Source organism: Aureimonas sp. Leaf454 (assembly GCF_001424685.1).
In the GTDB taxonomy this organism is placed as follows: domain Bacteria; phylum Pseudomonadota; class Alphaproteobacteria; order Rhizobiales; family Rhizobiaceae; genus Plantimonas.
This window is the reverse complement of sequence record NZ_LMQT01000013.1, coordinates 1-20,807: the sequence shown is the minus strand read 5'-3', so window position 1 is coordinate 20,807 and position 20,807 is coordinate 1. Positions and strand designations below refer to the sequence as shown.

25 protein-coding genes and 1 pseudogene are annotated in these 20,807 nt (G+C 58.1%); 17 read left to right on the top strand and 9 right to left on the bottom strand.

From position 1 onward, the window contains the following. Positions 1–216: hypothetical protein (locus ASG43_RS23395; protein WP_210168276.1), on the top strand; the 216-nt coding region annotated here is incomplete at its 5' end. 33 nt (positions 217–249) lie between these two features. On the opposite strand, the gene ASG43_RS11210 is transcribed toward ASG43_RS23395, so the two are convergent. Then, a complete protein-coding gene (locus ASG43_RS11210; protein ID WP_244488068.1) occupies positions 250–687 on the bottom strand; it encodes a response regulator in 438 nt (145 codons plus the stop codon). A gap of 572 nt (positions 688–1,259) precedes the next feature. Between ASG43_RS11210 and ASG43_RS11205 the strand changes: the two genes are divergently transcribed. Both ASG43_RS11205 and ASG43_RS11200 read left to right on the top strand, forming a co-directional pair. Next, a complete protein-coding gene (locus ASG43_RS11205) occupies positions 1,260–2,948 on the top strand; it encodes a PAS domain-containing protein (RefSeq protein WP_162244715.1) in 1,689 nt (562 codons plus the stop codon). Then, positions 2,948–3,316 (top strand): response regulator, encoded by a 369-nt coding sequence (locus ASG43_RS11200; RefSeq protein ID WP_056504622.1) that lies wholly within the window; start codon positions 2,948–2,950, stop codon positions 3,314–3,316. Before ASG43_RS11205 ends, ASG43_RS11200 begins: the two co-directional genes overlap by 1 nt. 68 nt (positions 3,317–3,384) lie before the next feature. On the opposite strand, the gene ASG43_RS11195 is transcribed toward ASG43_RS11200, so the two are convergent. Further along, positions 3,385–3,696, bottom strand: coding sequence for a hypothetical protein (locus ASG43_RS11195; protein WP_056504619.1), 312 nt, complete (start codon positions 3,694–3,696; stop codon positions 3,385–3,387). A 633-nt stretch (positions 3,697–4,329) separates the two neighbouring features. Between ASG43_RS11195 and ASG43_RS11190 the strand changes: the two genes are divergently transcribed. Then, positions 4,330–5,262 carry a hypothetical protein gene (locus ASG43_RS11190; protein ID WP_056504616.1) on the top strand — a complete coding sequence of 311 codons (933 nt, stop codon included), beginning with the start codon at positions 4,330–4,332 and terminating at the stop codon, positions 5,260–5,262. Between the two features lie 139 nt (positions 5,263–5,401). Continuing rightward, positions 5,402–7,900, top strand: coding sequence for a flagellin (locus ASG43_RS23795; RefSeq protein ID WP_056504614.1), 2,499 nt, complete (start codon positions 5,402–5,404; stop codon positions 7,898–7,900). Between the two features lie 126 nt (positions 7,901–8,026). Here the strand turns inward: ASG43_RS23795 and ASG43_RS11180 are convergent, their stop codons facing one another. Beyond that, the gene (locus ASG43_RS11180; protein ID WP_056504611.1) at positions 8,027–8,470 is read right to left on the bottom strand and encodes a hypothetical protein; all 444 of its coding nucleotides are present in this window, start codon (positions 8,468–8,470) and stop codon (positions 8,027–8,029) included. Positions 8,471–8,585: 115 nt separating this feature from the next. Further along, complete coding sequence (locus ASG43_RS11175) at positions 8,586–9,272, bottom strand: recombinase family protein (protein WP_056504608.1); 687 nt, start codon at positions 9,270–9,272, stop codon at positions 8,586–8,588. A 417-nt stretch (positions 9,273–9,689) separates the two neighbouring features. Between ASG43_RS11175 and ASG43_RS11170 the strand changes: the two are divergent. After that, a pseudogene (locus tag ASG43_RS11170) lies at positions 9,690–10,046 on the top strand (response regulator); the annotation flags it as partial. A 136-nt stretch (positions 10,047–10,182) separates the two neighbouring features. On the opposite strand, the gene ASG43_RS22185 reads toward ASG43_RS11170, so the two are convergent. Continuing rightward, positions 10,183–10,599, bottom strand: a complete 417-nt coding sequence (locus tag ASG43_RS22185; RefSeq protein ID WP_244488067.1) for a DUF1236 domain-containing protein — start codon at positions 10,597–10,599, stop codon at positions 10,183–10,185. 218 nt (positions 10,600–10,817) lie between these two features. Here ASG43_RS22185 and ASG43_RS11165 point away from each other — a divergent pair, with 218 nt between their 5' ends. Further along, the gene (locus tag ASG43_RS11165; RefSeq protein WP_056504605.1) at positions 10,818–11,081 is read left to right on the top strand and encodes a PepSY domain-containing protein; all 264 of its coding nucleotides are present in this window, start codon (positions 10,818–10,820) and stop codon (positions 11,079–11,081) included. Between the two features lie 181 nt (positions 11,082–11,262). Next, positions 11,263–11,553, top strand: a complete 291-nt coding sequence (locus ASG43_RS11160) for a hypothetical protein (RefSeq protein ID WP_056504603.1) — start codon at positions 11,263–11,265, stop codon at positions 11,551–11,553. A 501-nt stretch (positions 11,554–12,054) separates the two neighbouring features. Here the strand turns inward: ASG43_RS11160 and ASG43_RS11150 are convergent. The 3 genes from ASG43_RS11150 to ASG43_RS11140 form a co-directional block, all read right to left on the bottom strand. Next, positions 12,055–12,525 (bottom strand): SRPBCC family protein, encoded by a 471-nt coding sequence (locus ASG43_RS11150; RefSeq protein WP_056504598.1) that lies wholly within the window; start codon positions 12,523–12,525, stop codon positions 12,055–12,057. A gap of 247 nt (positions 12,526–12,772) precedes the next feature. Next, positions 12,773–13,390 carry a hypothetical protein gene (locus ASG43_RS11145; RefSeq protein WP_156386648.1) on the bottom strand — a complete coding sequence of 206 codons (618 nt, stop codon included), beginning with the start codon at positions 13,388–13,390 and terminating at the stop codon, positions 12,773–12,775. 108 nt (positions 13,391–13,498) lie between these two features. Beyond that, positions 13,499–13,687, bottom strand: a complete 189-nt coding sequence (locus tag ASG43_RS11140) for an Rmf/CrpP family protein (protein WP_056504591.1) — start codon at positions 13,685–13,687, stop codon at positions 13,499–13,501. Between the two features lie 187 nt (positions 13,688–13,874). On the opposite strand from ASG43_RS11140, the gene ASG43_RS11135 reads away from it, so the two are divergent. The 4 genes from ASG43_RS11135 to ASG43_RS23120 all read left to right on the top strand — a co-directional run bounded on the left by ASG43_RS11135 (position 13,875) and on the right by ASG43_RS23120 (position 15,690). Beyond that, positions 13,875–14,210, top strand: coding sequence for a hypothetical protein (locus ASG43_RS11135; RefSeq protein ID WP_156386647.1), 336 nt, complete (start codon positions 13,875–13,877; stop codon positions 14,208–14,210). A gap of 11 nt (positions 14,211–14,221) precedes the next feature. Beyond that, positions 14,222–14,545 (top strand): BLUF domain-containing protein, encoded by a 324-nt coding sequence (locus ASG43_RS11130; protein WP_056504583.1) that lies wholly within the window; start codon positions 14,222–14,224, stop codon positions 14,543–14,545. A 399-nt stretch (positions 14,546–14,944) separates the two neighbouring features. Then, positions 14,945–15,247, top strand: coding sequence for a hypothetical protein (locus tag ASG43_RS23535; RefSeq protein ID WP_244488066.1), 303 nt, complete (start codon positions 14,945–14,947; stop codon positions 15,245–15,247). Between the two features lie 203 nt (positions 15,248–15,450). After that, positions 15,451–15,690 carry a helix-turn-helix transcriptional regulator gene (locus ASG43_RS23120; protein ID WP_162244714.1) on the top strand — a complete coding sequence of 80 codons (240 nt, stop codon included), beginning with the start codon at positions 15,451–15,453 and terminating at the stop codon, positions 15,688–15,690. 116 nt (positions 15,691–15,806) lie between these two features. On the opposite strand, the gene ASG43_RS11115 is transcribed toward ASG43_RS23120, so the two are convergent. Further along, complete coding sequence (locus ASG43_RS11115) at positions 15,807–16,379, bottom strand: LysE family transporter (protein WP_056504571.1); 573 nt, start codon at positions 16,377–16,379, stop codon at positions 15,807–15,809. Positions 16,380–16,515: 136 nt separating this feature from the next. Here ASG43_RS11115 and ASG43_RS22750 point away from each other — a divergent pair, with 136 nt between their 5' ends. From ASG43_RS22750 to ASG43_RS22745, 5 genes are all read left to right on the top strand, one after another. Continuing rightward, positions 16,516–16,683, top strand: a complete 168-nt coding sequence (locus ASG43_RS22750; protein ID WP_156386646.1) for a hypothetical protein — start codon at positions 16,516–16,518, stop codon at positions 16,681–16,683. Between the two features lie 664 nt (positions 16,684–17,347). Then, positions 17,348–18,034 carry a ParA family protein gene (locus tag ASG43_RS11110; protein ID WP_056504568.1) on the top strand — a complete coding sequence of 229 codons (687 nt, stop codon included), beginning with the start codon at positions 17,348–17,350 and terminating at the stop codon, positions 18,032–18,034. After that, entirely contained in the window at positions 18,034–18,390 is a 357-nt protein-coding gene (locus ASG43_RS11105) for a hypothetical protein (RefSeq protein WP_056504565.1), read from the top strand. Before ASG43_RS11110 ends, ASG43_RS11105 begins: the two co-directional genes overlap by 1 nt. A gap of 186 nt (positions 18,391–18,576) precedes the next feature. Continuing rightward, positions 18,577–18,804, top strand: a complete 228-nt coding sequence (locus ASG43_RS22175) for a ribbon-helix-helix protein, CopG family (protein WP_082490840.1) — start codon at positions 18,577–18,579, stop codon at positions 18,802–18,804. Positions 18,805–18,986: 182 nt separating this feature from the next. Then, complete coding sequence (locus tag ASG43_RS22745) at positions 18,987–19,802, top strand: helix-turn-helix domain-containing protein (protein ID WP_156386645.1); 816 nt, start codon at positions 18,987–18,989, stop codon at positions 19,800–19,802. Positions 19,803–20,807 lie beyond the last annotated feature (1,005 nt).

The following is a 20,807-nucleotide window of genomic DNA, read 5'->3' as shown; positions in this document are numbered from 1 at the left end:
GGAGAAAACTCGGAACTTGACCAAGGCCTGACCAGCCCAACATCGTCAAAGCCGGGTCAGTTCTTGATGGAAATCCTGGGTCAGCTCTCAGTGGAAATCAACAGTCTCACAATCTGCGACACGGTTGGGATAGTCATCAGCGTGTGGCGGGGCTGCGATGTCGATCGTCACTGGCTTCGTCCTTTAAGTAAGCCAATCAGCGTCAAAGACTGCTGATAAGCGGCGGACTGTTTTGAGAAATTACAGGCTTCAGGAGCCGCCGTTGCCCTTCATGGCATCGCTCAAGGCAGCCGCACTGGTAGCTTGATTGAGCAGTGTGGTGAGGGCTGTGATGAGCTGAGCGATCACAAACGGCTTCTGCAATATGACGCTCTCAGGAACACCGTTCGCAGACCACTCGTGCACGCTGTCGCCGCTCATGTAGATCACGGGGATGCCCGATACGACTTCGCGCGCGCGATGGCCAACATCCCAGCCACTCGGGCCTTTTCCGAGCCGGACATCAGTGATGATGGCTCGGAACCGACCTCCATCTGCGTCTAGCTCGGCAATCGCCTTCGCCCCGTCAGAAGCAACCACAACAGAAAATCCTGCGTCGGAGAGCTCTTCTTCTAGAACCAATAGGAGTGCACTCTCGTCTTCAACGAGAAGCATGATTGGAGCAGCGCTTGCATCCGTGGTCATCATTCAACTCCGACCGTAGGGCAGAGCTGAACGGCGAGAACCATCAATCTCTTCGGCAGCCTCCGGTGATTACCGCTGCCGATAAATGCTCATAGCACATATGTAGCTAGAACGGGGCCGCTATTCTGGCAAATGTAATGCCAAGGTCGCTTAATATGGGGGTCTTAGTATGGGTTCGGAGCCCGTGAGGCGATGACGAACCCCGATGCGACCCTTGGTGTAGGCAGCCTGCCGGACGACAATGATGACGGCGATGCGGACGGCGGTGTTGGCTGACTGAGTACAGCTCCTAATGGAAAGGGGTCGAGACAATCGTCCGCGTCGCAAAGTTGGAGGTGATGCAGGTGCATGGGCGTTCTGGCCATTGCCAATCCGGATGCCTCGTGAAAAGTGAGCCATGACAAAGCTCAGGGCGGCATAGCGTGTACGACCAGTCACTTGAGGCCAACGCTCCAGGCTTTCTGTCCGGTGGCGGCGAGATGGGTGCTCTGATGCGTCGGCATGATTGGTCGACGTCGTCTCTCGGTCAGCCGGAAACGTGGCCTTCGCCTCTGCGCACTATGGTTCGTCTCGTCTTGAACGCCAAGCAGCCGATGTTCGTGGCTTGGGGTCGCGACCTCAACTTCATCTACAACGATGATTACGCCCCGATCTTCGGTCATCGTCATCCATCCGCTTTGGGGAAGCCTTTTGCGGAAGCCTGGTCTGATATCTGGTCTCAGATCGAGCCTATCGTCATACAAACGCTGTCAGGTGAGGCGAACTTCCACGACAGCCTTCTTATCCCAATGAAGCGCCTGGGCTATGCAGACGAGGCTTGGTTCACCTTCTCGTACAACCCGGTTCATGGCGAGGATGGCGCCGTTGCCGGACTGCTTTGCGTTGCGACGGAAACCACTAGGCAGGTCCTGGCAGAACGCTCTCTGAAGGCTGGTGTCGATTATTTTCAGTCGATGGCCGACGAAGCGCCAGCGATGATGTGGATCACCGATCCCAGCGGGTACTGCACCTACCTGAACCGCCGTTGGTATGAGTTCACGGGCCAAACCGAGGAGGAGGCGCTCGGGCTCGGTTGGACGAAGGCAACGCATCCTGACGATCAGCAGCGGGCAACCGATGTGTTTGTAGCTGCGAACGCTGCGCAGGCCTCCTTTTATGTCGAATACCGTCTGAGGCGTGCTGATGGCGTGTACCGCTTGGCGATCGACAAGGCGGAGCCACGCTTCGGAGCGAACGGGGAATACCTTGGCTACATCGGCTCCGTCTTCGACATCGGCGAGCGTGAGGAGTTCGAGGAGGCTCTGCGGGAGAGCGAGGAGAACTACCGCTACGCTGCAGAACTGAACCCGCAGACGGCGTGGACGGCGGCCGCGGATGGACAGTTAGATCGCGTTGCAGAGCGCTGGCGGGATTGGACTGGAGGCAGCGGACTTGGCGCTTCCTGGGGTGAGGCCATCCATCCTGACGATCTGCAGCCGTCGATCGCGGCCTGGACGAAGTCGGTGACAACAGGCGAGCCTTACGACATCGAGCATCGGGTGCGGATGGTATCGGGCGATTATCGCTGGATGCACTCTCGCGCCTACCCGCGGCGAGATGAGCGGGGGCAGATCGTCAGGTGGTACGGCACGACTGAGGATGTGCACGAGCGCAGGCTCGGCGAGGAGCACCTGCAGCTCCTCATCAACGAGCTGAACCATCGTGTAAAAAACTCGCTGGCGACGGTGCAGGCTATTGCAGCCCAGACGTTCAAGACAGCAGAAACATTCGAGCAGTCGAAGAGGGATTTCTCGGGTCGCCTCGTCTCTCTGGCCCAGGCGCACGACGTCCTCACCGAAACGAACTGGTCCGGCGCTGCCATGCGCGAAATTGTCGACCGGACAGTGGGACCACATGGCGGAAGCTCAGGCTCTAGGTTCCACTTGCAAGGCCCGGATGTCGTTCTTGATCCGAAGTCCGCGCTCGCCATGTCCATGGCCCTGCATGAGCTTTGTACCAACGCGGTGAAGTACGGCTCCTTGTCAGTGGAGGCGGGGCATGTGGAGGTCACGTGGCGGGCCATTCCATCAATGAATGGACTGATGCTCTCTGTTGTCTGGCGAGAGGTAGGAGGGCCGGTCGTCACGATGCCGACCCGAAGAGGTTTCGGATCGCGCCTGATCGAACGAGGATTGGCTTTGGAACTCGGCGGCGAGGTGCGGATTGCTTATGATCCAGCTGGCGTCGTGTGCACCATTGATGCGCCGCTCAACAAAGGCATCTGATGGCATCGACCAAAAAGCGTGTTCTCGTCGTCGAAGACGAGATGATGGTCGCCATGATGATCGAGGACATGCTGATCGACCTCGGCTTCGACGTTGTGGGCCCAGCCATGCGTCTTGAGGTGGCGCTTCTGCTCGCAGACCGTGAGGCGATCGATGGTGCCGTTCTCGACGTGAACCTCGGATCTGAAAAGTCGTTTCCAGTGGCGGAGGTGCTTCGCGCCCGCGGCATCCCGTTCTGCTTTGCCACTGGCTACGGCAAGATGGGTGTGAGCGACGTGTTCCCAAACGCTATCGTTCTGCCGAAGCCGTTTGAGGTCCATCGCTTACAGAAGGCGATGCGGGATGCCGGCGTAGATGCCACGCCCTGATCAACGCTGAGCGCCGACGGCGGAATGGGGGAACCACTCCGCTATCGGCACCGTGCCCGGTCGTCTGCTTACGGGCGACGGGAAGATGCCGTCGCGGCCTTGCCTCTGCCTTGAGGCGCGTGGATCTGCGGCTCTATAGGCTTGATCGACATCAGAAGGACGGAGGCGAAGGAGAGCGAGAGGACGACACTCCCTGCCTCGTCATGGACCTCGAACGTGGTGTTCACGTCCAAGGGGCATCCCTGTTTCAGGCGCTCAGCCATGATGTCCCGAGCACCTGCGGTGGCTTCCTGCAGCACGATGTCGATGCCGTCGAGTTCGATGCCGTCGTCATCCTTTAGAAGGGCACTGTGCTGACGGACGTGGAAGAAGTAGCGCACCTGAAGCCTCTTTCGCTGCGTCTCTCTTGAGAGGTGCGAGGCTGGCCCGCAGGAGCAATGTCGAAAAGGTACGGTTCTCCAGCGACTTCGGTGGGTACGCATCCTTAGGTGGCGCACGAGTTAGCTGCGGTAGGTGAGCGATCAGCCGCAGCATCGGACCTTGCTTGGTTTTGAAACACATCAGAGGATCGCTTTCCCGCCGCATAGAGGGTTCCTCTGAATGCCAAGCGTTGACGACGGAAGCTCTAACCTCATTCTCGACCAAGCTCGCGCACGCGGTCGACGCGTCGGTATGGACCGAGATGCCACAGCATGCGACTGCCCTTACGGCCATGCTGCTACCGGCTTGCGAATGGCCTGGATGGACGGCTTCAGCGAGGGGCGTGGCCTGTTGCAGGATCCGGATGGCTTGATGAAGCGGATGCCCCTCATCACCTCACCGGAAGATCCGGCGTAGAGACATATCTCGACAGAGACGCTGAGCCGTTGCGTGAGAACCCGGCGGCTTTTTGCGTTCAAGCGCCGAAGCCTGTGAACCCTCATGTCCTGTCGGGACCGGGGTTTAGTGCAACTCTTCAGTCCCACGACAGCCATTGATCGCATGTGTGATGCTGGACCTTCGTGGAGGCAAAGATGCAGCAGGCCGAGAGCGACAATACCGTCAGCCAGATCATGAACTGGTATCTCGTGCAGGTTGAAAGCGGTAGCTATCGAGACAATGGACCAGCTGACGACAAGTCCGAACTCAAGATCCAGTGGAGCATGTTCACTCGGTACATGAGCAAGGAGTTCCGGTCGCGCCCATTCAAGGATCTGGATGCCCTTGACATGCAGATCGTGATCGATGATGCCGCCGCATCCGGTTCGGAGAGAGCTGCAAGCCGATTGCGAGACATATTCGCCAACGTCGACAAATTCGCCGTGCAGAGGGGCGTCATCTCTAAACCTCGCACGAAGAGATTGCTCTCACCCGTTGTGAGCGTTGAGCCGAGGGAACTGAGCGACGCTGCCTTCAAATCCGCTTGGGGTGCACTCTCCTTGTGTGCTCATGGCGGTGCTGTTGTCGATCGTGCACCCTGCCTCGCAATCATGACTTCAGGCGTCACACTCCAGCCTCTCGGCAACATAATCTCCATGCGACGAAGTGAGGTGAACTTTGAGCGGAGCCTTTGGACATCAGGCGAACGACCTCGTTATGTTCATCTATCAAAGCTTGCACTGGATCTAGTCGCCAAAGCTATCGACCTCGGTGACTTCACGCATCGTGAGATGAAGACTGAGTTCGTATTTCCATCTGGGGGTCCGAAGCGTGATCCAGCGCGGCCGGTCGGATACTCTCTCACTTATGAAGTCGTGAGGAGCTTTGTTGATAAGGCGGCAACGCCGCACGACCTGCGTCAGACAGGGATCGTTAGTCTTCAGTCGCTCGGGGGCGAGGAGCTGCGGTCTATGGTGAGCGTACTATCCAGCGGCGGCTTAGAAACCGCCCCTGATGCGATGCAGACGGCGCTCATCGACGGATGGGCAAAGCGAGTGCAAACCCTCACCCAAAATTCGGGGATCTGATTAGCAATCTGTTCACCTTGGCGAGGCAGATTGGTGATGTTGACAGCGACTCGATCAAAGAGTTGAGGCATGACGCCAACTGTCGACCCCAGCGGCACGGGCCGCAATGTCCCCATGTACTTTGTCTAATGGGACAGCCATGACCTCCGTCAACACGAATGCATCGGCCACGACCGCTCTGCGCACCCTGCAGCAGACGAATAAGGCCCTTGAAACCACGCAGAACCGCATCTCGACCGGTCTGAAGATCGGCGAGGCCAAGGACAACGCTGCCTACTGGTCGATCTCCACGACGCTGAAGTCCGACAACAAGTCGCTCTCCACCGTCAAGGACGCGCTCGGCCTCGGCGCGGCGACCGTCGACGTCGCCTATCAGGGCCTCAATAAGGCCAAGGAAGTTCTCGACGAAATCAAGTCGAAGCTGACCTCCGCAACCCAGGCTGGCGTTGACCGCGCAGCCGTTCAGGCCGATATCTCGGCTCTCCAAGATCAGCTGAAGTCCATCGCAACGTCTTCGACATTCTCGGGCGAGAACTGGCTCTCGGTCGACTCTTCCGTTGCCGGCTACAGCGCCAGTAAGTCCATTGTTGCATCTTTCTCTCGCGACGCAAATAACACGGTCACCATCGGGACTGTCGACGTAGATACGAGCAAGGTTGCACTTTTCGACGCCAATGCAGTTAGTGGTGGTCTTATTAACGCCGCGGTCGACCTGAAGAAGGCTGACGGTACCACGCTCCTCATCGGTGGCGTTTCCACTGGTACTCCGCCCGCAGCTGCTGTCCTCACGGGCGTCACCGCTGGTGCTGCTGGCACAAACGTCAGCACCGGAACGGCTGCTGTTGTTGTCATGGGCGACTTCAGCCTGACAGGCATGCACAAGGAAGACACGATCAAGTTCGATCTCACGGTCGACGGCGGCGCAACGCGGACCATCTCTGTCGCTACGGACACGATCACCGACAACACGTCCTTCTTGTCTGCTGTCAACGGTGCCATCAACTCGACTTTCGGATCGCAGGTCGCTACTGCCAGCATCAACACGGCAGGCAAGGTTGTTTTGACTAGCGGCAACGCTGGAACGACGGCTTCGCTCAACGTCACTGCTCCCGTCCTTGTTGATGGTAACGGCGTTGTCACGGGCACGCTTGGTCTGAGCGGTTCGGCTCTTGCCACTTATGGTACGGCAACAGCCGCGTCGACGACAGCCGGCACCTTTGCAGCAGGCGCTGCTGCCGACGCGACTGACGGCTTTACAATCCAGTTTACCTATGATGGCTCGGTCTATACGACGGCTCTCTTGACGGCGAACTATGCTGATAAGGATGCAGCAGCTACCGCATTTGCGGCTGCAATGAACACTGCAATTGGTACTCCTGGTTCTGTCGTCGGGTCTGCGACAGCTGGTGGCGTCTACACGTTCGCAACTGCGGCAACGGGTGAAGCCAAGAGCATTTCGGTACTCGGAACAACGATCACTGACACTGATGCCACCTATGCAGAAACGGACTTCGGTCTTGCTGCATCCACTGCCACTGCGTTCGGCACGTCGACCAAGGCGACCTATGCAGCAGGAACGCTGGATACTCTTGTCGCTTCCGGGATGGACAAGGGTGATACGATTTCGTTCGATCTGAACGTTACCGGCGTGACTAAGGCGATCTCCATTTCGACTGAAGGCTTCGCTGGTACTACGGGTGATCGTGCTCTGTTTGCTGCACGCGTCCAGGCTGAACTCGACAAGGTCGCGAACTTCGGCGCTAACACCGTCAAGGTTGACGTTGACGGGACCACGGGCGCAATCTCGTTCTCGACGGTTGCGAAGGGTAGCACGCAGTACATCACGCTCGACAACGTCGTGGCGGTTGATGGCGACGGTAAGACGACGACCGGCCTCGGCCTTGCGACGTCTGGCGGTATCGTTACGGGTGGAGCTGGTGCGCCGGCAACGAAGGCGACCGCGATCAGCACGAATGCGTTCGTTGGCCCTCTTACGCTTGACGCTGACGACTCGCTGTCGTTCACAGTCAAGATGGGTGCCGGTGCCACTAAGACGGTGACGATCAACAAAACGCTCATCGACGCGCAGCTCGGTGGTTCGACCGGAACCATTGCCAACATTGGCAATTTCGTCACCGTCGCTCAGGCGGCAATGACGGCGGCCGGTATTTCGGACGTCACCGTTGCTGACAATGGCGGCGGCTCGAACAAGCTGAAGTTTGAAGCTGTGACGCCGGGCTTGGGTGCTCTTGTCGTTACCGACGCGCAGGGCGTGTCGGGCAGCAATAAGATGTCCGTCGATAAGATCAACATCACGGCAAGCAACTTCACCGCTCTCAGCACGACAGACCAGTCGGCGGTTCTCTCGGCCTACATCAAGGTCGTCAACGACTCGATCACGAAGGTCACCTCGGCTGCCGCCAGCCTCGGCTCGGTTGCCAAGCGTGTTGAACTTCAGCAGACCTTTGTGGACACGCTGATGGATACGATCGACAAGGGTGTGGGTAACCTCATCGATGCCGATCTGAGCGAGGAGTCGACCCGTCTCCAGGCTCTGCAGACTAAGCAGCAGCTCGGCGTTCAGGCGCTTTCGATCGCCAACTCCGGCACTCAGCAGATCCTGCGTCTTTTCCAGTAAGCCGCTCGGAACCTGAACAAAATACGGGTCGCGTCACTTTGAACTAATCGTTCCGCGCGGCACCTGAAGATAGCGCCCCCCAAGCCTTGAGCGGCCTGGGGGGCGTTCTTGCGTTTTGGTAGGTGGTCAGCGTCGTACGAAAGCCTCGGGAATGATGATGCGTAGCTGCGTCATTGCTCGCGTTCGGACGCCTTCTCCGACTGCGTCGTTTGAGGACTCCTGCTGTCCTTGGGCTTCCCCGTCAGCTTCGATCCCTACGAGAAGGATCGCTTGCCGTTTGGCGACCGCTTCGGCCAGCGATGTAGTGGTCGTTAGAACCTCCTCCTGATGAACGCGCTGGTGAGTTCGACCATAGCTCTCCGATCCATCTGGCTTGCGGCCCAGATAGATCGTGCCGTCAAAGGTATCTGCCTCAACGGCTTCCACCCGAAAGATGCTGATCTCATGATCCCGTTTTTCTGGTCCAGGCATGGTACCGAAAACGAGGGCCTGACGGTCTGCAAACCGGTTGCCAGGGTAAATGCCGTCCGGATCGAACATGCAAAGGGCGAACGAGGTTGGCTTCAGCATTTGGTAGGTCCCACAATGATCAGGCACATCGGAGGCGACGCACACGCCATCTTTGATCGACGGCTTTCATTAAGCGCAAGTCGCGGAGGAGGAACTGGCTAATCAGCCTGACCCTTCAAGCGGGTCGTCTCCGTGTTGAACCTTGAACCATGCTCTGCACCGATGCCGGTGCGAAAGGCTTGCAGTTGATGTTCAGGTGGCCTGCCTCGGCGAGCTTCGCCGAAATCTCACGGTAGGACCTAATCGTGCCTTTCACTCGATCCTTCCGACGAAGGCGCTTCGCCAGCGTAACGATATCGGGCGTCATCTCGGCGTGGCTTTTGCGTCCCTCGCACTTGCCGGTGGCAGCTTTCTTGCGCTCGCGGGCTCCCTTCAGCTTCGAGACAAGCCGGTGCTTCTCCAACTCGGCGAAGACGCCTGCGATCTGCCGCATGGCCTTCTTCATCGGGTCGTCAGTCTGCGTCAGATCTTCGCCTGAGGAGGTCAGGATCGTGACGCCGCGCTTGATGAGGAGGAGGATGCCGAGTTCCTGGGTGAGGAGGTCGCGGGCGAACCGGGTGGCGTCCTCGACGATGACGGTTCGAACACCGTTGCCCTCGATGTGGTCTAGGAGCTGTGAGAAGCCATCACGCTGGTCGATCGGGTCCATGCCGGAAACGGCGGCGTCGTAGTAGGACGCGATGATGTCCAGCTTTGCCTTTTTGGCATAGGCGCTGATCGCGGCAAGCTGCCGCTTGTGGCTGTCCTTGTCCTCTCCGACGTTGGCCGCTGAAGAGGTCCGAATGTACGCAATCGCCTGCATAGGAATTTTGTCCAGCCGGGTTGTGTAAGGGTTTCTTGAGAATGGCTTACAGGACCATGCTGTTTCATGACGTCTCTCGCAATCCTATCGAGCCTCACAAGTGGAGAATAAGCACTAGGACCCGATCAAACTTGCTGCCACAAGAGCATCATGTTGCTCACTGAATTTCACTTTTTTAAACTTGTCATCAATCGATCGGTAAGTGCTCTACCGAACCATGAAGCTTCAAAAGCGAGAGTTTGCGTTCATCTAGCATTCAGCGCCGGACATTTAGAGGACGAACCGTGATCCCGAGAAGCGGCTGCGCTGTATCGTCCCTTCCAGCGTAAACCGCCTATTGCTGGGTGCCTCTAAACAGGCACCCAGCAATCAATCCTGATCCGATAGCACTCGTCCCAACTGTAACTGGATCAGACCATGCCACGAATTTTGTTGGTTGAGGATCATGAGGAGATCTGGGAATTCGTGTCCCGCCGACTGGAGCGTCGTGGGTATGAGGTCGTCATCGCTCATGATGGACAAGATGGGGTGGACAAGGCCCGCGCGGTCAATCCAGACCTTATTCTCCTCGACATGAACATGCCCGTGATGGATGGGTGGACCGCTGCGCTTACGCTGCGAGCAGATCCTTCTTTGCCCCGTATGCCGATCATCGCTCTGACAGCGCAGGCCGCTTCAGGAGACCGCGAGAAAACACTTGAGGCAGGGTGCGACGACTACCACCCTAAGCCGCTCGATTTCCTTCGTTTGATGGATCAGATCTCAGCTCTCTTGGTGCCTACGGGCACGGACGCTTTGATGTCCGAAGAGGCCGTGCAAAACCACCACTCCTCAACTGAAGCGAAAACGCCCACCGGAAAGCCGATGGGCGTCGTTCAGTCTTGAGACGTTGCCTGCTCGAAGGCGAGTGTCACTTCTCGATGTAGACGACCTGACGAGTGGTCGGATCTACGAATACCGGACGTTCGTTGACGTAGACGTAGCGGTATTTCGACTGTGGGATTTCCTGAAGCGTCACGGTCTCAGGAAGCTGAGTTCCGACAGCCAGATCTCCGTCAATCACGACCGGATCGACGCGATTGCTCCGGACGTAGCTGATTTCTGTTTCTGCAGGTGTAGCGGCAGCACCAACGACAAGGCCTACAGCACCGCCAACCGCAGCCCCAACAGGTCCACCGACGACGGCCCCGGCAACAGCACCAGTCCCTGCTCCAGCGAGAGCACCGCTTGGGTCTTCCTTCTGGGTAACCACAGCTGTCTGGGCCGAAACAGAGCCAACTGTCAGCGCCAAGAGCGATGCAGCGGCAAAAGCGATACGAGTGTTCATCGGTTCGTTCCGTATGTTTGTCGTCCCTGGGTCGGCAAACAGTCCCCCCATCGCTTTAGTTCCAGCCAACAATTTACAATGTCCGGTCGGAGCCCTGCACGTCGCAGCAGACGAGGTTGTCGGAAGCCTACCTTAAGGAGGTCAGATCTCTAGATTGCCGAAGGGGACGACCATTTGGCTAGCGCTCCAGCGCCTGGCTATATTTTTGAGGACCAGACATGCGTGGTATTTTGGCGTCGGGGTTTCTAATGTTGTCAGTCGTCGGGTCCATTGCAGCTGAACCGACGATGCCTGCACCGAATGGGGTAAAGGCGTCCGAGATTGTTGCAGCCATCGAGAAGCGTGAGGGCTATGCCTATCTTGGGAGCATTGAGCTCAAAGATGATAACTATCGTGTTGTCTACTACATGAGCGACGGCGCAGAGGTGACGATCACCTACAGTTCCGCAACTGGACAGCCGGTAGCACCGGAAGCCAAGTAAACAGTAGGTCACGAGATCGATTTTCAGTTTAAAAACCGCCTGAGCTGGGTGCCGCTCTGGTGCCCAGCGATCCCCTTTTCATAAAATGCCAAGCGTATTCAGGTTTTAGCCCGAGCTTGAAATCCTTAAGGAACCAAGACCTTGGCTGCCCATTGTGGTCTCTGTCAAAGGAGACGCAGCCGTGGAACACATCGCCGCTTTCATGTTGCTAGTTGGGTGCAACGCCGATGCCAGCACCTGCACGGAAATTCAGGTTCCAGTCGTTGCATATGAAAGCGCCGACGAGTGCCAGCAGGAGCTCGCGGTGCAGATCCGTTTGAGCGGCACTGGCAACGAGAACGTCTACGGTGCTTGTAAGGAGATCGACGAGGAAGCTTTCGAGCAGTCTGCTACGATCGACTGGTCGGTCACACGTTCGGGAAAGCTGCTCGTGACCTTGGACGCTGAGCCGCAGGTCATTGCCTCACGCTGAACAACCCAAAACGAAAAAGGCCGATCCAAAATCTGGACCGGCCTTCTGATCTCACATTCGGGAATTTCGCTCTATCGCCTTGGAAGCCTCGTTGACCTCCTTCAGCGACATCATGAACCCGTAGTTCCCGCATCCGTCCACGACGAAGTTGGTGAACGGGTCATAGATATGGAACTGCCCGAAGTTCGGGTCGCTCTTGGTTCGGCTCCGCGACTTGGACAGGGCGTAACCCCTGCGCTTAAGGCGGGACCCGACTGCACTTTCAGTAGTTGGCATCAAAGCCTCCATCGGTGGGGATGAAGGTTCTTGGCCCCTAATCTCGCTCGGCCTCGAAACCTGATGCGCTGCGTCGCCGCGTCTCAACCGTTGTGAACATCGCAACGGTTGTCTTCCCTGCCTGCGATTAGGTCGGCGGGAGGATCTGGTGAACGGTGCCGATGGGGACCGGCGCCGTCAAGTCATGGGGGCGATACGCCATCCCTGTTTAGGGTTCGACCCAGATTATTTTGCTCGTTCGGAAATGCTTTTCAGGCCCGCCTCATAGACGCCACCGATGACCTCTTGGGCTTTCTCGTCCGTTGCACCTTTGGCTTTGAAGTCCCCGGACCAAGTCACCTTTGAGCCGTCGCCTTCCTTCGTGACCATAATGGTGGACTTGTAATCCTCCACTGGAAGCGGTCCCGAAAGGATGGTGTAGGTGTAGCTCATTGATGCCTCGTCACGGGCTTGCTCTTCTTCAACGAGGGTGCCGCCACCCTTCAGCGTCAGGGTGCGTTCCGGCTTGCTCCCCTTCTCCGAAAGAGCGCATTTCTCGACCACGGGGTGCCATTCGCCAATTCCGCAAAATCCGCCGATTGTTTTCCAAACAGTTTCAGGAGACGCGGCAACGGTTGAGGTTTTCGTTACCTCCAGCGCAAGCGCGGGTGCGGCGAAAATCATGAGCGATGCGACCGGAACGAAGAGTTTTAGCATCTGACGTTTCCTACCAGAGTTCTTATTCGGCCCACCGCCCTCGATTGTAGAACGGAACTGACGTCTATCCCATGCCAGCCGGGTGTGCCTTCTCGATATGATCGCTGGGAAGCAGCCGATGTCGCTGTGTGAGGCCTTCGCTGGGAGAGGGGCGATGTGCATGCCGTCTCATTATCAGTAGGCATATCTGCGTCTGCCGCTGAGATAGCGTGCATCTGCCACGAGCTTCAGGCCTCGTTGGCTTTGTCTAGCCGTTCCTATTCTCATGATCGACAACGGCAGCGAACGTGCTCCTGCGCATCTCATCACCTCGAGAGGTCACCAACTCGGTGGCCTCGGCCATTGTGATCTTCCGGCTGCTGAACCGACGTTCTAACGCGGTCTGCCGAACGTCACGAGGCGACAGCAGGCGAACATATCGAATGTTGTCTTTCTGAAAGATCCGCAGCGCATGGAGTTGAGCCGCTCTGGAACAGGCGAGATGGATCATGTCCTCAAGACGGCCTGGCGCTGAAACGACGTCCCTCGTGATGAGACCATCGCTGAAGTCCCGGCCGATGAGGTAGCTGGGCGGGAGCCCAAGAGCCCTCACCCGATCCGGAGGGAGACGATCTCCCGATCGCACAATGGTCGCAACGACATCTCTGTAATCCGAACCGTCTCGGAGAAACTGCGCAGCGCTCACGGCGAACTGCTCGATCGCTTCAGCGTGGAACATGCCGGAGCGGCTGAACCGAAGCTCGAGATCCTCCGCTGTCGGATAAGCGTCAGGTGCTGGAACATCAGCAGGGTCTGCGGCGCGCAGACCTCCCATGGAAAGGTGATCTGGTCGCTGACGGCCGAGGATCCAGGAGAAGAAGCCCACGTGTTCCTTGCTCCACCCCGGCCACAGTGATGACATAGGTCATACACGAATAGGCAGTCGCGAGCTCCAGCTTCACTGCCATATGCGTCAACCCAAGACGACTGACGATCAGCCCGCCTTCCTGAAGCTCATGGCGACGTGTTCATGCTGAAGCCGTTGCTCGAACTCTGACTTCTGCTGCGCCCAGCCATCTATCCAGTCGTGGAAAGCAATGGTGCCTGGTGCGTAAGGGCACGTGTGACGTTCGGCTCCCCGATTGAAGGCGCGTGCACCTTCGATCTTACGCTCTCCGCTCATCTCGATTTCCTCCAGTTGTCCTTCCAAACAGTAGTGCGAGCACCCTGTGTGAAGCTCGCAGGATATGCAGCTCGTTTCATGAAGCCATTATGCAACAGTGACTTAGAGCATCGGGCAATGATGCGTTGGCACCAGCTTCAACACAGCTTTGCTGCTGAGGGTGATCCCGAGCTTTGGGAGCACCAACATGACCAGCCGCTATCAACCGAACGAAGCCGTCGCCCCGATCAACCTGGAAACGCTCGGCCTGCTGCTGCGGTCGACGGAGGAACGGGTTCACTCTGTCGTCCGCTCGCTGAAGCCGCTAGAGCGGGCGCGTCTCGCGGTGTTCTGTGTCGGCCGCTGCCATATGCGCCAGCTCGGACTGACCATCGCCTCTCAGTGTGACGAGCAGTCTCTCTGGCAGGTTGCGGGACAGCTGGGAGCCACCATCTACGACCAATCTCACGACGCCGAGAACTTCGATCGTGGGCCATCGTCGCAACACAGAAAGCCGGTCACGCTGGCTCGTCTCGCTGCTTAGGAGCGTCGTTCATGTTGATCCGTCTGACCTATGCGAGCCTACTGGCTCACGATTGTGGTCCGACGTGCATCAATGACATCGTGGCTTTGTCTGCTCCTGCCAACCAGAGCCGGGGCATCACGGGGGTTCTCGCCGTTGACGGCGAAAGGGTGCTTCAGATCCTAGAAGGACCAAAGGAGGCCGTCGTTCAGCTTTACGAACATATCCGCAAGGATGACCGCCACCATGGCGTTGTCGAACTCGATAGAGCGATCATCAAGGCACCGCACTTCGAAGCTTGGGGCATGGTCAAGCGGTCGATGGCAGACGCGGTTATGTTGTCCGAAACGCTCTAGGCGTCGCAAAGTCCCTGACGCCGTCGGCTGGAAAGCTCAAGCTGTAGGCGGTCGTAAGTCTCAGTCACGTGGTCGACCTCGCCTTGGACGAGGACGGCCCACAGCGTCTTTGCCGCGGGCGTGACGATCGAGGCGTGGCACTCCGACGTGTTGCGGAGCCATCGAGCGCATTCGTCTGCTAGGCCTGATAGCGAGCGAGCTTCGATACTAGCGAAGGACACAACATCAGGGAGAGCCGCGGCGACGGGAAGGTGGGTCTTGTCCTGCATCGCTGCGCGTATCCATCTGAAATCACATGACTTCATAAGATACGTCTAAACCTTTAAGTTCCGTGCCAAGCTACAGGATGGTTAGCAAAATCTTACCATCAGCGGCTCCCCAGCTTACGGAGCTTAGGTAATGGAGACCAAGATGCCGTTGAAGTGCGACCCAATCGGCCTGTCTCGTCCAAATGCCGCTGCACACGTCGGCATGGTAATTTCGCTTTTCGACAAGCTCGTCGCAGATGGGAGAATGCCGAGACCATGCAAAGCCGAAGGACGCCTGATCTGGCGCCGGCTGGAGATTGAGAAGGCATTCTCGGAACTGCCCTTCCATGGCGAGCTAATCATGCTGACTGAAGAGCGTAAGAACTCCTTTGCAGCCGTGAGACGCCGGCGGGCCGAAAGAGCCGAAGCAGACCAAAGGGTGGGTCTGAAATGATGGATGGTGAGGAGGTTTACCGAGCAAGGTTGGCAGCCTGTCTCGCGGCTGCCGAAGCGGCGTCTCTCCCGCAAGTCCGAGAGAAGCACCTGACGGCTGCTAAGTCGTGGCAGGCTCTTCTCGACGCGACCATGGAACGGAAAGCCAATGTCGTCGCTCTTCAGCATGCCGCCTCAGCGAAGGTGCCTGCGAGAGATGAGACGATGAGCGAGACCGAGTTCGAGATCCCCGATCCCGTCGTCGATGCGATCGAAGAGGGCACGCCCGCGGTGAAGGCGTTCCGGCAGTCGTCAGGGCAGTCTCAACACGACGTGGCCGCAGAGGCTGGCATGACGGACGAACGCCTTGCCGCCATCGAGCAGGGATCGACGCCCCGGAACCTTGAGCTGGCGGTTCTGTCGGACGTGCTCGATGTGCCGGTGGATCTCCTCGTCGACGAATAGGCATGGTCGACAAGTCAGAGAAGAAGCCTAAAGCGCGTATGTTCGTGGCCCTTCAGCATTTCAATATTGGTTCCGATAGGTCACTTCCAACAGGCGATGCCTCTATGTGGTTGAGATCATACAAGGTTGGCAGCGCTGCTGACGGCCGCGAACGAAAAGAAGCCTATAATCACGGCTGCGGTTTTGTAGGCGTAGGGCCGTAGCCGCCCTGGGATCATCGATCCAACCGTTATCCAGGCCAAGCCGGCAGTCATAGACAGGCATATGAAACATGCCACTGCGCTTATCGGCTGTGCCGGCAGGAATGTTGGGATGATGATGGTTCCGACGAGCATGGCCTTGGGATTTAGCAGGGTCGTGACGAACACTCTCTTCATGGCGCTGCTTAGGTCGGGAACCTCTTGCATGACGGGTTGGGACCACAGCTTCCAAGCTGAGAACAGAAGCCAGACAGCAGCGATGCACTTGAGAACCGGCAGGGCAGCTTCTACCTGAGCGAGGTAGCTGGCAGCCGTGAGGAAGGCGCTTATAGCGATGGCATAGCCTGCAGCCTCAGCGAGGGGCAGAAGCCTAGCGTTTCTCAACCCCATGGCTGCGCTGCTGGCAGCGAGGATCGTGTTTGTCGGACCAGGGGTCAGCAGAACCGCAAGCGACGCAAGAATGAAGGGCACGTAGGTCGCGAAGGGCATCGTAGATCCTTATGACGGCTCCACGCCCGCAACGTTTGAGAAGCGGCTGGGTTCGGTCATTTGTCGTGAGTTCCAAAGGCGTTTGGCACCAATGTCCATCTCCCGCATTGATGGACAGCAAATGCTGGAGAGACCCATGTCGAACGAGACCCCTGCCGCCGCCCCCAAGGTACCGAACATAGAAGCAGAGGAGCTGGCCGCGAAGCACAACATCTCCGTCGAGGAGGCCGAAGCCGTCATCGACGACCAAGGGCATGATCGCGGCGCCAAGGACTTCGCAGCCCAGGAAAAGAAGGACGAGTGAACTGGGCGCCGCTTCCAAACACTCCCCGAGGCCTGTCTCGCGATTTAGCGGCCCTCTACGTGGTATCCCTGTCGATCGGTTCGACAGCCTCGTCCAATCTGGACAGATGCCTGCGCCGCTGCAGGTAGCGGGAATGGTCGCGAGCTGCGCACCATGCATCGAACGCGCGTGCATCTGCCTGATAGGCTCGAGCCGTGTTCCTCGCCTTCGAGGCTTCGACATAGGATCGGACGCGCTGATCGTGTCCCAGGACGTGGTGTAGGAAGCGGCCCCTGAGGAGGTGGCCATCACCGAGCTTCGGTTAGGGTTCGGATGCGAACTCGAACCTGGAGCCTAAGATGGCGATGACCGACCCGAAGATGGCCCTTCTGGAGCTGACTCTAATGCTTCGCCACGATCTTTCGGGCTTGGATCGTCTTGCCATGTCCGTCCTCCTTCAGGCTCTCAACGCCATACATCAGGGCGAACCATTTCAATGGGGCAAATCACCATCGCGTCCCTCCTCCCACTAGCTGGTAGCTAATAAATAGCTATCGGATAGCTATCGGTCTGCAAGTGGTTAGCATACTGGTAGCTATCGGTTAGCGCGGGGGTAGCCGTTAGCTATCTGTTACCGCATGCCCGCTAAATTGGGCGTCGGACAAAACCTAGTCAGGAGGCTCCGATGCCGGTCATAGCGTTTGCAAATCCAAAGGGGGGCGCGGGAAAGACGACAACCGCCCTCCTCCTCGCGACAGAGCTCGCAGCCAAGGGCGCGCGCGTCACGATCATCGACGCCGATCCTGAGCGCTGGATTTCGCAATGGGCAAAGCTGCCCGGCAAGCCGGAGAGCATCACAATCGCCAGCGACGTGACCGAGGACACTGTAGTTGATGCGATCGAGGAAGCCGAGCGCGTTGCACAGTTCGTCATCGTCGACCTTGAAGGCACCGCCTCGCTCATGGTGTCGAACGCGATTGGCATGGCTGACCTGGTCGTGATCCCGATCCAAGGATCGTCGATGGATGCTAAGGGCGGCGCGAAGACGATCAAGCTGATCCGCAATCAAGAGAAAATGTCTCGTCGCAAGATCGCGCATGCGGTCGTGCTAACGCGCACTGGCGCTGCCATTGCGTCCCGCGCGCTCCGCAACGTTGCAGAACAGTTGCAGGCCGGGGGCATTGAGATTTTCAACACGGCGATCGTCGAGCGGGCGGCCTATCGCGACCTGTTCGACTATGGCGGCACTCTGGCGACGCTCGACCCCAAACAGGTCAGCAATATCGAGAAGGCCGCGCAGAACGCGCGCGAGTTCGCAGGCGAGGTTCTTGCCCGGCTGAAGTCGGCAGTTGCAGAGAAGGCGGCGGCATAATGAGCACGGAACGCGCATCCCTCGGCTTCGGCGACGAGACCGACGACTTCTCTTGGGCGAAGCCTGCGCCCAAGCCGAAGCCAGACACGAAGCGCGCGGCCGAGGCCGCTGGGTTTCGGAGCCGAGAGCCAGTCGCGCCAAAGGCTGTAGAGGAACCCCCGAAGCAACGCCGACGCCGCACGGGCCGGAACGTTCAGTTCAATATCAAGACGCGGGCCGAGACGATCGAGGAGTTTTGCCGGATTGCCGACGAGTGCGGAATGGGCCTGGGTGAGGCTTTTGAGTTCGCAACCAAGCTTCTGGCGCAGCACCACACGGCCCAAAATCTCGATACTCAAGTGGTAGCTACCAGTTAACATTACATTTTTTTCTACCAAACGAATACGGACATTAATTCCTTAACCGTCTGATTTTTAAATGCTTTTCCCCACGATCTGGGAGTGAGGCTTTCATGAAGCTTGCTATCCCCGGTCAACGAGGAATGGTCGCTCTTCATCAACTCGGCTACTGTCGCACTAGGTCAACGAGTCGACGCTGAAGCCATGCCCAAGCCTTCTGGAAATGCAGAGACCCGCGCTCGACGTCGTGCCGTAGGCATGCGGTCGATCGAAGCGGTTGTGCATGAAGACGAGATTGCTGCGCTAGACCACCTAAAAGCGCGTCTAGGCGTGGGATCGCGATCAGAAGTCCTTCGGGTGCTTATCGCAAAAGCAGACCCAACCACCATCACCCCGGCAGATGCCGCTGTGCTCCATCAGAGCGCCGCCTGATGCCGAACCTTCTAACACAAGCGGAGACGCGATAACGCAAAAGAAAAGGCCCCGAAGCGGGGACCGCGACGGAGCCTCATCCTGAAACCTAAGCAATTTCAGAATTAGGCCCTCTCCACCTTATCGTCAAGTGAAACGCGGTTTTCCGCCACGGTCTTCTCATGCCTCGCGCAAGGAGCACCATGGCAACCGAACGATCCGACACGCCTATGCGTGTGCGGCCATATCTGAGCGTCGCCTACTCGGCTGACGCAACGTTTCCTGCTGACCTGTTTGAACAGGGTGTTCAATCTGGACAACCTCTCCACTTTGAACCGCATCCCGACTTCGCAGCTCGGGCGGCTATTTGGCGTGACCAACGCGACGGCTTGATATCGGTCGGTGAAGCACAGCGCCGATCGGCGGCGGTGGGCTCGGCCAAATCCTTCACCGTGACGAATTTGGCTGCCATGCCGCCAACAGTGCGGCCCCGTCACTCACGTCCAGCACCGAACGAAAGCCGACAATATGCTGGCGAGATGGCGACGACGGCGGCTCGCGACGACCGCCTCACGCCTGGCGCTCGGGCCTTCCTGCAAGTCCTCCGCGCTCGATGCGGAAAGCGCAGGGCAACTGAGTTTGCCAAGGCGACGCTCGCCGCTGTCATGAGCCGGTCGCCGCGGACGATCCGCCGCTATCTCGTGGATCTCGTTCAGTTCGGTTACGTCTCGACCGAGATCCGCCGAACGGGCAGGGGACTGCACACCGGCCTGATCGTCACCCTCACGGAGAAGGTGCTGCCGTTCTACGAGGAGGCCAAGGGGCTTGCGGCATGGTTGGCGGAGACGCCCAAGATGCTCGATACCGCCTTCATTGGCCGCGTCCTCGGCAAACAAGGGGTGACAAAGCTGACACCCAGAAACCAAACATCAATATTCTCTCCTTTTAGGATCATAAAAGCGGCCAAGAATGGCTCTGTACGCGCCGGCCAGAGACCTCCTGGCACCGTCAGCGCCTAACCCGTCTTCCAATCAAACCCTTGCCAGCGACCTTCTATGGCGTCGATGCGAGAGGCCATGTCTCGACCTGTGATGTGAAAACGCCCCGCCGGGGAGCACCGGCAAGAGCGCCATGTTGAGCTCTACAACGGAGCAGGAATGCTGGAGGGCTGTTCTGGCGCGGCAGGCTGAGAGGTCAGCTGCTGACATTGCCTGATGGTTCTTCCCTTGCCTCTTGATCTGCCCCCGTACCCTGATGCCCGCTTATCCCCCACTGTCCGAGAGGGTCCAGTTCGCCCGGAGGGAGGGCCGCGGATAGAGAGGACCGGTGCTGATGCGATCCGCCACCGCTTCCAAGAGCCGAGACAAAAGCTGGATCAAGCCCGGCCGCGTGAGGTCCCCGCGTGCAGCGCTTCAATTCCTCACCTAACGAACTGGACGGCTTTGCCAGGACGTCTGGACGGCTTTAGGCGGCTTTCTGGACGGCAAGACGCCTGTAACATACTGATTTTGTTAGCGTGGGCGGCTTTGGACAGCTTTTACCCACTATTGTCTTTATAAACACACGCTCTTCAGCCTCTCCAGCCCCCTCTCTCGTCACCCTTGGTCACACCTCTCCTATGAAGAATCCTTTTCTTAAAAAGAAAGGAAGCTGTCCAAGCCGTCCAAGCCGTCCAATCATCATCAGACGGAATAGGTTAGCGGAGAGACCAGCCGTCCATATGCCGCCCAAAGCCGTCCAAAATCTCCATGCGCTCAGTGCATGCCGGACCCTCGTGTGGGGTACGATTTGCCCTAAATTGTTGAACCCAAAGAAAAAATCAAACCGCCGAATTTTGCGCGGAGGTTTTGGCTATTAGCCTGCCGGTCCCGACCCTTAGGTCGCCGACTTTCGTCCCCCCCTCCCTCTAGGGGTCTGGCTGTTGATTTCCACTGAGAGCTGACCCAGGCAGCTTCGGTTTTTCCATCGAGAATTGACCCATGTTTGAACTCGTCTCCACGCCATCGGTGCGGGGACATCGGAGT